The organism is Streptomyces sp. SS8 (assembly GCF_054072955.1).
Map to the genome: position 1 here is coordinate 34,482 of NZ_JBSVCZ010000012.1, position 13,386 is coordinate 47,867.

The 13,386-nt window shown below is 73.7% G+C and carries 11 protein-coding genes; 7 read left to right on the top strand and 4 right to left on the bottom strand.

Features of this window, described 5'->3' with window-relative positions; translation table 11 throughout:
- Window positions 1–14 precede the first annotated feature (14 nt).
- The 3 genes from ACW69E_RS13765 to ACW69E_RS13775 all read right to left on the bottom strand — a co-directional run bounded on the left by ACW69E_RS13765 (window position 15) and on the right by ACW69E_RS13775 (window position 2,320).
- Complete coding sequence (locus ACW69E_RS13765) at window positions 15–833, bottom strand: isocitrate lyase/PEP mutase family protein (RefSeq protein WP_457498505.1); 819 nt, start codon at window positions 831–833, stop codon at window positions 15–17.
- Window positions 834–874: 41 nt separating this feature from the next.
- The gene (locus ACW69E_RS13770) at window positions 875–1,681 is read right to left on the bottom strand and encodes an ArsR/SmtB family transcription factor (protein WP_457498506.1); all 807 of its coding nucleotides are present in this window, start codon (window positions 1,679–1,681) and stop codon (window positions 875–877) included.
- A 66-nt stretch (window positions 1,682–1,747) separates the two neighbouring features.
- Window positions 1,748–2,320 (bottom strand): hypothetical protein, encoded by a 573-nt coding sequence (locus tag ACW69E_RS13775; protein ID WP_457498507.1) that lies wholly within the window; start codon window positions 2,318–2,320, stop codon window positions 1,748–1,750.
- Window positions 2,321–2,457: 137 nt separating this feature from the next.
- Here ACW69E_RS13775 and ACW69E_RS13780 point away from each other — a divergent pair, with 137 nt between their 5' ends.
- The 5 genes from ACW69E_RS13780 to mgtE all read left to right on the top strand — a co-directional run bounded on the left by ACW69E_RS13780 (window position 2,458) and on the right by mgtE (window position 9,260).
- Window positions 2,458–3,165: a response regulator transcription factor gene (locus ACW69E_RS13780; protein ID WP_457498508.1), complete on the top strand. Its 708-nt coding sequence runs from the start codon at window positions 2,458–2,460 to the stop codon at window positions 3,163–3,165.
- The gene (locus ACW69E_RS13785) at window positions 3,162–4,649 is read left to right on the top strand and encodes a sensor histidine kinase (RefSeq protein WP_457498509.1); all 1,488 of its coding nucleotides are present in this window, start codon (window positions 3,162–3,164) and stop codon (window positions 4,647–4,649) included. The genes ACW69E_RS13780 and ACW69E_RS13785 overlap by 4 nt, the downstream gene beginning before the upstream one ends.
- A gap of 120 nt (window positions 4,650–4,769) precedes the next feature.
- Window positions 4,770–6,374, top strand: a complete 1,605-nt coding sequence (locus tag ACW69E_RS13790; protein ID WP_457498510.1) for a CAP domain-containing protein — start codon at window positions 4,770–4,772, stop codon at window positions 6,372–6,374.
- Between the two features lie 299 nt (window positions 6,375–6,673).
- Window positions 6,674–7,495 (top strand): hypothetical protein, encoded by an 822-nt coding sequence (locus ACW69E_RS13795; protein WP_457498511.1) that lies wholly within the window; start codon window positions 6,674–6,676, stop codon window positions 7,493–7,495.
- Window positions 7,496–7,898: 403 nt separating this feature from the next.
- Window positions 7,899–9,260: a magnesium transporter gene (gene mgtE, locus ACW69E_RS13800; RefSeq protein WP_457498512.1), complete on the top strand. Its 1,362-nt coding sequence runs from the start codon at window positions 7,899–7,901 to the stop codon at window positions 9,258–9,260.
- Window positions 9,261–9,306: 46 nt separating this feature from the next.
- On the opposite strand, the gene ACW69E_RS13805 is transcribed toward mgtE, so the two are convergent.
- Window positions 9,307–10,809, bottom strand: coding sequence for a SulP family inorganic anion transporter (locus tag ACW69E_RS13805; RefSeq protein WP_457498513.1), 1,503 nt, complete (start codon window positions 10,807–10,809; stop codon window positions 9,307–9,309).
- A 366-nt stretch (window positions 10,810–11,175) separates the two neighbouring features.
- Here ACW69E_RS13805 and ACW69E_RS13810 point away from each other — a divergent pair, with 366 nt between their 5' ends.
- A complete protein-coding gene (locus ACW69E_RS13810) occupies window positions 11,176–11,559 on the top strand; it encodes a MerR family transcriptional regulator (protein ID WP_457498628.1) in 384 nt (127 codons plus the stop codon).
- Between the two features lie 140 nt (window positions 11,560–11,699).
- Entirely contained in the window at window positions 11,700–13,385 is a 1,686-nt protein-coding gene (locus tag ACW69E_RS13815; protein ID WP_457498514.1) for a ribonuclease J, read from the top strand.
- The last annotated feature ends 1 nt before the right edge of the window (window position 13,386 follow it).

Here is a 13,386-nt window from a genome sequence, read left to right on the forward strand (position 1 = left end):
GGAGGGGAGAAGTCTCAGCCCCCGTCCGCCCAGGGGGCGGCCAGGGCGCAGGCCTCGTCGTAGGTGGGCATCGGCGGAGGTGGGGCGACGGGGTCGGCGAGGGAGGCGGCCAGCTCCACGGCGCGCTGGAGGGCGGCGCGGAACAGCAGCGATCCCAGGCTGATCCGGGCCGCGCCCAGCTCGGTCAGCCGCTCGCGGGTGGGGCCGCCGGGGGAGTACAGGACGTTCAGCGGGGCGTCCAGCTCGCCCGCCAGTACCCGGATGCCGTCCTCGTCGGTGAGGCCGGGCACGAAGACGCCGTCCGCCCCGGCCTCCCGGTAGGCGCGGGCCCGGCGGAACGCGGCGGCCGTGGTGGGGTCGGCGGCCGACCAGTGGGTGTCGGTGCGGGCGTTGACGAACAGCGCCGGGGCGGCCTCCTTGACGGCCGCGATCTTCTCCGCGTGGTGGACCGGATCGGCCAGGCGCCCGCCGGGCAGCCCGTCCTCCAGGTTGACCCCGGCCACCCCCGCCCCGGCCAGCTCCCGCGCCAGGCGGGCGACCTGAGCGGGGTCCTCGGAGAACCCGCCCTCGACGTCCACGCTGACGGGCACCGGCAGCCGGGTCAGCCGCCGCCCCAGCGCCAGGGTCCGCTCCCGCGCGGCTCCTGTGGCGTCGGGCAGTCCGGCCGCGGCGGCCACTCCCAGGCTGCTGGTCCCGACGGCGGGGAAGCCGTGCGCGGCCAGGGCGGCGGCCGAGGCGTGGTCCCAGGCGCAGGGCAGCAGCAGCGGCCGCCCGCGGCGGTGCAGCGCGCGGAAGGCGGCGGACGCGGCGGATGCGGCGGACGCGTTCACCACGGACGGTCCCCCTCCCCCACGGCGCCGGCTCCGGTCGACGCTCATGCCGTGGCCTCCGCCGTCTCCGCCGTACCGGAAGTGCCCGCCGTCCCGCCGTCGAGGTCGGCGCCGGTGAGGCCCAGCAGCTCGTGCAGGGCGTGCCGCCCGGCACCGGTCACGCGCAGCGCCCGCCGGGTGCCGATCCGCTCGCACCAGCCGGCCTCCAGAGAGTGCCGGCACAGTGCGGCCCCGGCGGCCCCGGCCAGGTGGGGGCGGCGCTCGGTCCAGTCCAGGCAGGCGCGGGCCGCCGGGCGGCGGCCGTACGGGCGGGCTCCCAGGTCGATGCCGAGGCGGCCGAACCACCGCAGCCCGGCCCCGGTCACCGCGAACCCGGCCTCCTGCCGCAGCAGCCCCCGCTCCAGCAGGGCGTCGGCGACCGCGACCCCCAGGCGTCCGGCCAGGTGGTCGTAGCAGGTGCGGGCCCGGGCCATCGCCGTGTTCGCGGAGGCATCCCGCAGGGAGCGCGCGGCGGGCGGGGGCCCCGCGTGCGCGGCCAGCTCCTCGACCAGGCGCGCGGACGACGGGCCGGCCAGCCGCACGTAGCGGTGCCGGCCCTGGTGCTCCTGGGCCAGCAGGCCCCCGGCCACCAGTTTGTCCAGGTGCTCGCCGGCCGTGGACGGCGCGACGTGGGCCAGCCGGGCCAGCTCGCCCGCCGTCCACGCCCGCCCGTCCAGCATCGCCAGGCAGAACAGGGCCCTGGTGTCGTCGGCGAGCAGCCCGGCGAGCCGGGCGAGGCCGGAGCCGGTGTGCTCGGGGCGCCGGCTGGAGGGGGAGGGGAGGGTTCGGCGGGCGCGGTCGGGGGAGTCCATGGCGCCCATCATGCGGGCCGGTCGTTACGGCGGGCACCGAAACGACCGGCAGTACCCCGGCCGCCTTCAGGCGGTCGACTCCCTGACCGCCACGTTGTAGCTGGAGGGCGTGGGCGAGGTGACCTCGATCTGCGAGCGGAAGGAGTCGCCGGTGAAGACCACGGTCAGCTCCCTGGGCCCACCGCGCTGCGTCGCCGCGGTGAAGCCGCCGGCCGGCAGCGCCGAGACCAGGCAGGCGCCGCTGCTGCCGAAACGTATGGACGCCCGTCCTCCCGTGGTCTGGAAGGTGCGTACCTCGGCGCCGGCGGTGTGGCAGCCCTCCTCGCCGCCTCCGGTGTTCGCGGAGGGGGACGGGGCGGGGCGGGTGGCGGGACGGGTGGTGGGGGAGAGCGTCGGTCTCGGCGCGGGGGCGGGGGAGGAGGCGCGCCGGGTGGGCGAGGGGGTGGGCCCGGGCGTGGGGGACCTGCTCGGCTCGGCGCTCGCCGTCGGGGAGGAGACGACCGTCCCCGGGGTGTCGCGGGCGACGGGCGGGGTGGGCCGGGTCGTCCCGACCACGAACTGGACGGTGAGGCTCACCGTCGTCACGCTGAGGGACGTGCACGACAGCCACAGCAGTACGTAGCGCAGGTAGCGGGGCACCGCCCCATACTGCCCGACCGGCCGCCGCCGCCTGCGCGAGGGCCCGTGAAGGCCCGGAAAGGCCAGGGGCCCGCGAAAGCCCCCTGTCAGGGCACTGGTTGCGGACGCGCCGGCGGCACCCGTTACCGTCCCTGGCCATGGCATCGGTACTTCTGGTCGAGGACGACCCCGTGATACGGGCCAGGCTCATCGACGTCCTGTCCCGGCACGACCACGTGGTGCGCAGCTCCCCCTACGGCTTCGAGGCCCTGCGGGAGGTGACGCGGCAGCCGCCGGACGCGGTGGTGCTCGACCTGGGGCTGCCCGACCTCGACGGCGTCGACGTCCTGCGCATGCTGCGCAGCATCTCGCAGGTGCCGGTACTGGTGGCCACCGCGCGCGACGACGAGGCCGAGATCATCCGGCTGCTCAACGCCGGGGCCGACGACTATCTGGTCAAGCCCTTCTCCGGCGGGCAGTTGGCGGCCCGGCTCGGGGCGGTGCTGCGCCGCTCCGCCGCGGCGGCCGAGCGCCCGGGAGCCCCGGCGGCGGAGCCCCGGGACGGCGCGATACGCGTGGGCGGCCTGGCCATCGACCGGCAGGCGCGGTCGGCCTTCCTGGACGGCAGCGAACTGCGCCTGACCCGGCGTGAGTTCGACCTGCTGACCTATCTCGCCGAGCGCGCGGACCGGGTGGTGCCGCGCCGCCGCGTCCTGGCGGACGTGTGGCGCCAGTCCTACGTCGAGGAGCAGACCCTGGACGTGCACGTGTCCTCCCTGCGCCGCAAGCTCGGCGAGCGGGCGAGCCGGCCGCGCTATCTGCACACCGTGCGGGGCGTGGGCATCAAGCTGGTGACGCCGCGATGAGACGGACGCTGGCCGGCGTCGCGCTGGCCGTCACCTCCATGGTCGCGCTGTCCTTCCTGATCCCGCTGGCCCTGCTGGTCAAGTCCGAGGTGAGGTCCCGGGCGATCACGGTGGCCGAGCAGCGGGCGGCGGCACTGGCCCCCGTGCTGGCCCTGACCACCCGCCCGGACGAGGTGCAGCAGGCCGTGGCCGAGGTCGACGACACCGGCCGGCTGGGCGTCCACCTGCCCGGCGGACGCCTGGTGGGCGCCTCGTACGCGCCCGCCGACGCGTGGCGGCGGGCGGCCCGGCAGCAGCGGACCTTCGCCCAGGACACCGAGGGGGGCTGGGTCCATCTGCAGCCGGTGGTGCTGGCCAGGGACCGGGTGGCGGTGGTCGAGTCCTTCGTGCCGCGCGCCGAGTTCGAGCGCGGCGTGGGCACCTCCTGGATGGTGATGTCGGCCCTGGCGCTGGCCCTGGTGGCGGGGTCGGTGCTGGTCGCCGACCGGCTGGCCGCACGGGTGGTGCGCGCCTCGCGGGACCTCTCGCGCGCCGCCAACGCCCTGGGCGAGGGGGACCTGGACAGGAGGCTGGAGCCGAAGGGCCCTCCCGAACTGCAGGAGGCCGGCGCCGCCTTCAACGCCATGGCCGACCGTGTCGTCGAACTGCTGGCGATGGAACGCGAGTTGGTGGCCGACCTCTCGCACCGCCTCAGGACGCCGCTGACGGCGCTGCATCTGGAGTCCGAGCGCATCGCCTCCGGCCTGCACCGGGAGGACGCCGACCGGCTGGAGGCGGCCGTCACCCATCTGGAGGAGGAACTCGACTCCATCATCAAAGCTGCCCGCACGCCTTTGTCGGCGGCCTCGTCCGCCCCGGCCCCGCCGGGGCCGGGACCCTCGTGCGAGGCGGCGCGCGTGGTGTCGGCGCGCACCGACTTCTGGTCGGTCCTGGCCGCCCAGCAGGGCCGGGACTGCGAGGTGACGGTGACGGACGAGCCCACCCCCGTGACGCTGCCGGAGGAGGATCTGGCCGCGGCCGTCGACGCCCTGGTCGGCAACGTCTTCCGGCACACCCCGGAGGGCACGGCCCTGGCGGTGGGGGTGCACCGTACGGCGCACGCGGTGGTGGTGACCGTGGACGACGCCGGCCCCGGCATCCCCGATCCCGAGCGGGCGCTCGCCCGGGGCTCGAGCGTCGGCGGCTCCACCGGCCTGGGCCTGGACATAGCCCACCGCGCCGCCGACACCGGACGCGGCCGGCTGGAGGTCGGCCGCGCGCCGCTGGGCGGGGCGCGGGTGCGGATGGAGCTGGAGCTGGCGCCCGAGCGCACACCGGACGGCGAGCGCGCCTCCCACGGGCGGCGGGGCCGGTCCTGGCTCCGCCTCCCCGGGCCCTCCCGTGCCCGCCCTTCCCGCCCCGGACGGTCGCGGGGAGCGGAGACGGGGAGGCGGGGGGCCGGAAAGCGGGGGGCCGGGATGCAGGGGAGCGACGGCCCGCCTTAGCTGTTCCTTAGCTGTCCCTGAGGGCACTTTGAAACCCGCTCACCTCGCTGATCTGCGCCGATAGCGTCCCCTCGGACGTCGCCCCAGGGCGATCCCCCCACAAGAGAACGGAGCGGATCTGTGAAGGTGAAGCAGCAGCGAGGACGGCGGGCGCGCAGACGGCCGATGGTGCTGAAGGCGGCCATCGGCGCCGCCGCCGCGTCCGTGGCGGCCACCACGGTCGTCGTGCTGCAGCCCGAGGCGGACGCCATCCCCGCGCCCTCGCTCCTCAGCGCGGCCCAGGCGAGCACCCTGGCCCACCGGCTGGAGGCGAAGCTGGGCGAGGAGGCGGCCGGGTCCTACTACGACCCCGCCGAGAAGAAGCTGGTCGTCAACGTCGTCGACGACGGCGACCTGACAGCGGTCCGCAAGGCGGGAGCCGTGGCGAAGCAGGTGGCCAGCACCACCGAGGAGCTCGCCGGGGCCAAGTCGTCGCTGGACCGCAGCACCCGCACCCCCGGCACCTCCTGGGCCGTGGACCCCCGCACCAACAAGGTGCTGGTCACGGCGGACTCGACCGTGACCGGGAAGAAGTGGCGCGAGCTGCGCGAGAAGGTCGCCGAACTGGGCGGAAAGGCCCGAATAGAGCGGATCGAGGGCGTCTTCGAGCCCTTCGTCGCCGGCGGGGACGCCATCACCTCCGGCGGCTCCCGCTGCTCGGCCGGCTTCAACGCCCGCAAGGGGGACGAGTACTTCATCGTCACCGCGGGCCACTGCACGAAGAAGGGCGCCACCTGGAGCAGCGGGGACTCCTCGCGGCAGCGGGTGGGCAAGGCCGTGGAGAGCAGCTTCCCCGGCGACGACTACGCGCTGATCCGCTACGACGACCCCGACGTGCCGCGCCCCGCCGCCGTGAACCTCTACAACGGCGGCACCCAGGAGATCACCGGTGCCGGCGAGGCGTTCGTCGGCCAGCGCGTCCAGCGCAGCGGCAGCACCACGGGCCTGCACGGCGGCACCGTCACCGGGCTGAACGCCACGGTCAACTACCCGCAGGGCCGGGTCCACGGCCTGATCCGCACCGACGTGTGCGCCCAGCCCGGCGACAGCGGCGGAGCGCTCTTCGCCGGCAGCGTCGCCGTCGGGCTCACCTCGGGCGGCAACGGCGACTGCAGCAGGGGCGGCACCACCTTCTTCCAGCCCGTCACCGAGGTGCTGGACAAGTTCGGCCTGACCGTCGACCTCGGCTCGAAGCCCCCGGCGGACGGCGAGCCCGGCACCCCGCGGCCCTCCGCGCCGGAGCAGACCCCCGCGCCCGAGCCGACCGCCTCCCGCCCGGCCGAGCCGGAGCCGGAGACGGACGGCGCGGCCGCGCGACGGGTGCTCCAGCTGGTCAACGCCGAGCGGACCAAGGCCGGCTGCCGGCCGCTGACGGTGGACGAGAGGCTGGCCCGCGCCGCCCAGGCCTACGCCGGAACCATGGCGGAGCACGGTGTGCTCTCCCACGTCGGCCCCGACGGCTCCACCATGGCCTCGCGGGTCGAGGCCGCCGGATACTCCTGGTCCGCGCTGGCGGAGAACATCGCCAGGGGCCAGAAGACCCCGGAGCAGGTGATGAACGGCTGGATGAACAGCCCCGGCCACCGCAGGAACATCCTCAACTGCGCCTACCAGGACATCGGCATCGGGGTGAGCGAGAAGGCGGGCGGCCCCTGGTGGGTCCAGAACTTCGGCAGGCGCCGCTGACCGGCTGACCTCTGCGCCCGCCGCCCCACACCGCACCGGCCCGACCCGCCTCGCCGGGAGCGGGGCGGGACGGAGGGGTGGCGGGACGGCGACGGAGGCGGTGCGGGCGGGGGTTTCACGGCCCGGGCCCGGGATGATCACATCACCGTCACGATCGAACGCCGGTCCGAGACTTCCCGTCTCCGCCGCGGAGTGGACTCCTAGAGTTGGCCCGTCACAGGGACCTGTGGCGGGCCGGTGCCGAACACGCCCTCCGGGCGACGGCGTTGGGGCCGTCAACGGAGCAGAAAGAGCACACGATGCGATCCACCGCCGTACGCCGTACCGCCCTCGCCGCCTCCGCGGCCTGTCTGGCCCTGCTGGCCACCGCCTGCGGCGGTTCGGACTCCGGCGGGGGCGACGAGGAGAAGGCCAAGGCGGGCAAGTCCGAGAAGTCCTCCTCCGCCGGGCCGGCCGCCGGGGCGAAGACCTCCGCCGAGCTGGAGAAGCTCGTCCTCGCCGACGGCGACGTGGAGGGCCACAAGGTCGAGAAGCTGGGTGCCGGGGACAGCGTCTCCGCCAAGGAGGTCTCCTCCGACAAGGACGAGTGCGCGCCCCTGGCCCACGCCCAGCTCGGCGTGCCACTGGGCGACCCGGCGGCGACCGCCCAGCGCATCGTCACCCAGGAGCCCGAGAAGCCGGCCGACGGCGGCACGGGCGGCTCCGAGGAGCTGACCGAGGAGGACCTGGAGAACTTCGAGGACGCGATCATGGGCGCCCTCGACGCCACGACGACGATGGTCACCCTCGCCTCCTACGAGGACGGGGGAGCACAGAAGGCCCTCGCCGACCTGCGCACCGCCGCCGAGTCCTGCTCCGGCGGGTTCACCGGGGGCATCAAGGGCGACGGGCAGAAGGTGACCGGCATCGGCGAGGAGAAGGTCACCGGCGGCGAGGAGGCCGCCGCATGGACGGTGACCACCGAGCAGGAGGGCGAGAAGGTCCCGCTCAAGCTGGCCGTGGTCCGTCAGGGCGCCACGCTGGCCGTCTTCTCCTCCTTCAACATCGCCGCCGCCGGCAGCGGTGAGGACTTCGACCTCCCGACCGCCGTCATCGAGGCCCAGACGGAGAAGCTCGGCTGACGCCTCCGGCACCCGCCCGCGACCCCCGGCCCCCGGCGCCTCCTTCCGCGCCGGGGGCCGGGGTCTTCTGGTGCGCCGCGACCGAAGGGGCGCCCCGGGTGTCTTCCGCGCACCGTTCTGTCCGCCGTGACGGGGGCCGCCGTCCCGGTGGACCGGGCGCGATATCCTGCGATCACGTCCTCCGGGGCGTGGCGCGTGTACCGGCTGTGGATCCGTGAACGGGGGTGGTGCCGCGATGCGCGGCGAGCCTCCCAGTCCGCATACCGCCACCGCGTAGGCGTTCCTCGCCCCCCTTCGCGTTCCCGCGGCGCCCTTCCGCCGCCGTCGGCGCGGTACGGCGCACGGCGCCCGCGGTGGTCCTCGTGCCCGTCGTCCGATCCCCACGCCCTTCCGAGGACCTGCCATGCCGCACCTCTCCCACGAGCCGACCGTGAAGTCCGCCGCCTCGCTGCGGGATCTGGTCAGGGACCACGATCTGCACGGCATCCTGGAGTGGCTGGAGACGCATCCGCCGCATGTGATCGCCGACGAGCTGGGCCGTATGGACGCCGCCGACGCCGGGGTGGCCTTCCGGCTGCTGGACAAGGACCGGGCGCTGGCGGTCTTCGAGGAGCTGGAGCCGGTCGACCAGCAGCAGATCCTGCAGGGGCTGCGCGACCGCTCCTTCCTGGAGCTGGTCGAGGGCATGGACCCCGACGACCGGGCCAGGATGCTGCGCGAGGCCCCGGCCAAGGTCGCCCACCGGGTGCTGGCCGGGCTGAGCCCCAACGAGCGGAGGATGACCTCCGCGCTGCTCGGCTATCCGGAGGGCTCGGTCGGCCGCTACATGACTCCCGAGGTGGTGGCGCTGCCGCAGGACCTGACCGTCGAGCAGGCCCTGCGGACCGTGCGGGAGAAGGGGCCGGACGCGGAGACGGTGTACACGCTGCCGGTGGTGGACGCCGGGCGGCGGCTGACCGGTGTGGTGGAGCTGCGCGAGCTGGTGCTCAACGAGCCGGGGCGGCTGGTGGCGGAGCTGGTGGTCACCGAGCCGGCCTCCGCGTACGCCACCGACTCCGCCGAGGACGCCGCCCGGCTGATGCGCGAGACCAACGACCTGAACCTGCCGGTGGTGGACAGCGAGGACCGGCTCGTCGGCCTGTTCACCATCGACGACGCGGTGGAGGTCATCGAGGCCGCCGACACCGAGGACGTGGCCCGCCAGTCCGGCGCCGCCCCCTGGGCCGGCCACTACATGGCCGCCTCCGTCTGGCAGCTCGCCCGCTACCGCGCCCTGTGGCTGAGCCTGCTGCTGGTCGCGGCGACGCTGACCGTCGGCGTGACCCAGGCGTTCGAGGCGACGCTGGAGCAGGTCGCCTCCCTCGCCCTGTTCATCCCCATGCTCATCGGCGCGGGCGGCAACGCCGGCGCCCAGGCGGCCACCGCCTGCGTACGCGCCCTGGCGGTCGGCGAGGTGCGCGGCTCGGACCTGCTGAAGGTGATCTGGCGCGAGTGCCGGGTGGGCCTGGTCCTGGGCGCCCTGCTGGCCGTGCTGGGCCTGGTGGTGGGCACGGTGTTCGTCAACGCGAAGATCGCCCTGGTGGTCGGCATCACCCTGGTGCTCATCTGCGGCTGGGCGGCGACCATCGGCGGCACCATGCCGCTGCTGGCCCGGCGGCTGCGGATCGACCCGGCCGTCGTCTCCGCCCCGATGGTCACCACCCTCGTCGACGCCACCGGTCTGGTCCTGTACTTCCTGACGGCCAAGGCCGTCCTGGGCGTCTGAACCGCCTCCGGAGGCCCCCGCGTGCCTCCTCGCGGGGGCCTCGCGGTCAGTGGCTGTCGGCGAGCTGTCCGGCGAGCCTGCCGTGGATGGCGGCGCTGGCCTTGTTGAGACCGACGATGGTGACCTTCTTGCCGCGGGCGGCGTACTTGGTCTCGATCGCGTCCAGGGCGGCCACCGAGGAGGCGTCCCAGATGTGGGCGTCGGACAGGTCGATGACGACGTCGTCGGGGTCGCCGGCGTAGTCGAACTGGTAGACCAGGTCGTTGGAGGAGGCGAAGAACAGCTCGCCGGTGACCGCGTAGACGACGCTGGTGCCGTCGGGGTCCACGACGCCGGAGACCTCGGCGAGGCGGGCGACGCGGCGGGCGAAGATCACCATGGCGGTGATGACGCCGACGACGACGCCGATGGCGAGGTTGTGGGTGGCCACGACCACGGCGACGGTGACGGCCATCACGGCGGTCTCGCCGACGGGCATCCGCTTGAGCGTCCTGGGCTGGACGGAGTGCCAGTCGAAGGTGGCGAAGGAGACCAGGATCATCACCGCGACCAGGGCGGCCATCGGGATGGTGGAGACCACGGGCCCGAAGGTGACCACCAGGATGAGGAGGAAGACACCGGCGAGGAAGGTCGACAGGCGGGTGCGGGCGCCGGAGGTCTTGACGTTGATCATGGTCTGGCCGATCATCGCGCAGCCGCCCATGCCGCCGAAGAGGCCGGTGACGACGTTGGCGATCCCCTGGCCGATGGACTCGCGGGTCTTGTTGGAGTGGGTGTCGGTGATGTCGTCGACCAGCTTGGCCGTCATCAGCGACTCCATCAGCCCCACCAGGGCGAGGGCGAACGCGTAGGGGGCGATGGTGATCAGCGCGTCGGTGGTGAAGGGGATGTCGGGCAGGCCGGGGACGGGCAGGGCGGAGGGAAGCTCGCCCTTGTCGCCGACGGTGGGCACCGCGATGCCGGCGGCGATGGTGACGACGGTCAGGATGACGATGGACACCAGCGGGGCGGGCACCACCGTGGTGACCCTGGGGAAGAGCACCATCAGGGCCAGGCCGCCGATCACCAGGGGGTAGACCGCCCAGGGCACGCCGGTGATCTCCGGCACCTGCGCCATGAAGATCAGGATGGCGAGGGCGTTGACGAAGCCGACCATCACGCTGCGCGGCACGAACCGCATCAGCTTGGCCACCCCGAGCGCGCCGAGCGCGATCTGCATCAGGCCGCCCAGGATGACGGCGGCGACCAGATAGCCCAGGCCGTGCTCGCGGTTGAGCGGGGCGATGACCAGGGCGACGGCGCCGGTGGCGGCGGAGATCATCGCCTTGCGGCCGCCCACGACGGAGATCACCACGGCCATGGTGAAGGAGGCGAACAGGCCGACGGCCGGGTCCACCCCGGCGATGATCGAGAACGAGATCGCCTCGGGGATCAGGGCCAGGGCGACGACCAGGCCGGCCAGCACCTCGGTGCGGAAGACCTTGGGCGAGGCGAGCCAGTCGGGGCGGGAGGGGCGCAGCCGCCAGGCTGCGGAGGTGTCGGCGGACATGCATCCGTTTCCGTATCGGGCGCGCAGGCGTCGGGCGTGCGCGCGCAGCGTGCGCGGCTCCGGGTGGGAGCGGGAGGGGCCGGTCGGCCGCGGCCGTCGTCGGCGACGGGGGCGCAACCGGGGATCGGCGGGCCGTGGAGGGCCGCCGGTCGGGCATCATTGCCCGACGGGATTGGGGAGGGCGGTGTTCCGCCCATGAACAAACCCTACCCTGACGTGAGGGATGATTACGGCTGCTTTCCTGTAAAACGCAGGTGAATCCCGTGCGGGATCTTGTGATTCATATCACGCGGTAGGGTTGAGGATTAAGAATCCGAAAAATTTTCGGGCATCGGAGGGGAATCGGCAGTGACGGACGAGCAGCGGATGCAGATCGGCGAGGTGGCCGACCGGACGGGCCTGTCGCTGCGCACCATCCGGCACTACGAGGAGGTCGGCCTCGTCGTCCCCTCCGCCCGCACCAAGGGCGGCTTCAGGCTCTACACCGCCGCCGACGTCGACCGCCTGATGGTCATCCGCCGGATGAAACCGCTGGACTTCTCCCTGGAGGAGATGCGGGACCTGCTGTCCATCACCGACCGGCTCGCCTCCGGCGAGCCGCTGGAGGAGGCCGAACGGGAGCGGCTGCGGGAGCGCCTGGACACCTACCGCAAGGTCGCCGACGCCCGGTGCGAGACCCTGCGCGCCCAGCTCATGGCCGCCGAGGACTTCGCCGCCACCCTGCGCCGCAGGCTCGGCCCGCAGGGCTGAGCCCGCCCGCACCCGCCCCGCCCGCCACCGTCCCGCCGCCTCGCCTGCGCCCCCGCTCGGCCCGCCTGCGCCGCGCGACGCGAAGCGGCTGGTGGGAGGGGCGATGGGACAGCCCGGCCGCCCTCGGATAGCGTCGGGGTATGAGTCATCCACACCCTGAGCTGAAGCCCGCCCCCAAGCTGCCCGAGGGAGGGCTGAGGGTCGTCGCCCTGGGCGGCCTGGGGGAGATCGGCCGCAACATGACCGTCTTCGAGTACGGCGGCAAGCTGCTGATCGTCGACTGCGGCGTGCTCTTCCCCGAGGAGCACCAGCCCGGCGTGGACGTGATCCTGCCGGACTTCACCTCCATCCGCGACCGCCTGGACGACGTGGTGGCCGTGGTGCTCACCCACGGCCACGAGGACCACATCGGCGGCGTACCGTACCTGCTGCGCGAGCGGGCGGACATCCCCGTCGTCGGCTCCAAGCTGACGCTGGCCTTCCTGGAGGCCAAGCTCAAGGAGCACGGCATCAAGCCGCGCACGGCGCGGGTGCGCGAGGGCGACCGGCGGGGCTTCGGTCCCTTCGACTGCGAGTTCGTCGCGGTCAACCACTCCATCCCCGACAGCCTGGCCGTCGCCATCCGCACCGGCGCGGGCCTGGTGCTGCACACCGGCGACTTCAAGATGGACCAGTTCCCGCTGGACGGCCGCATCACAGACCTGCGCGCCTTCGCCCGGCTCGGCGAGGAGGGCGTCGACCTCTTCCTCACCGACTCCACCAACGCCGAGGTCCCCGGCTTCACCACCGCCGAGGCCGATCTGAACCCCGCGATCGAGCAGGTGATGCGCACCGCGCCCCGGCGGGTCATCGTCTCCAGCTTCGCCAGCCATGTGCACCGCATCCAGCAGGTGCTGGACGCCGCCCACGCCTACGGCCGCAAGGTCGCCTTCGTGGGACGGTCGATGGTCCGCAACATGGGCATCGCCCGTGAGCTGGGCTATCTGAAGGTCCCCTCCGGCCTGGTGGTCGGGATGAAGGAACTGGAGAAGCTGCCCGACCACAAGGTCACGCTGGTGTGCACCGGTTCGCAGGGCGAGCCGATGGCGGCGCTGTCGCGCATGGCCAACCGCGACCACATGATCCGCATCGGCAAGGGCGACACCGTGCTGATGGCCTCCTCCCTCATCCCCGGCAACGAGACCGCCATCTACCGGGTGATCAACGGGCTGACCCGCTGGGGAGCCAACGTCGTCCACAAGGGCAACGCCAAGGTCCACGTCTCCGGCCACGCCAGCGCCGGCGAGCTCGTGTACTGCTACAACATCGTCAAGCCCCGCAACGTCATGCCGGTGCACGGCGAGTTCAAGCACCTCAGGGCCAACGCCGACCTCGCCATCCGCACCGGTGTCGACCCAGACCGGGTCGTCGTCGCCGAGGACGGCGTCGTCGTCGACCTCGTCGACGGGCGCGCCTCCATCACCGGCAAGGTGCCGGCGGGCAACGTCTACGTCGACGGCATGGAGGTCGGCGGCGCCACCGAGGCGTCCCTGAAGGACCGGCTCACCCTCGCCTCCGAGGGCGTGGTGACGGTCGTCGCCATCGTCGACGCCGACACCGGGGCGCTGGCCGAGCCCCCGGACTTCCTGGCCCGCGGCTTCGTCCACGACGGGGACACGTTCGCCTCGGCCGTTCCGGTGATCGAGAAGACCCTGGCTTCGGCGGCAGAGGAGGGGGTGGGGGACGCGCAGCAGCTCGAGCAGCTCATCGCCCGCTCCGTGGCGTCCTGGGCCTTCCGCACCTACCGCCGCAAGCCGCTGATCATCCCCGTCGTCATCGACGCCTGAC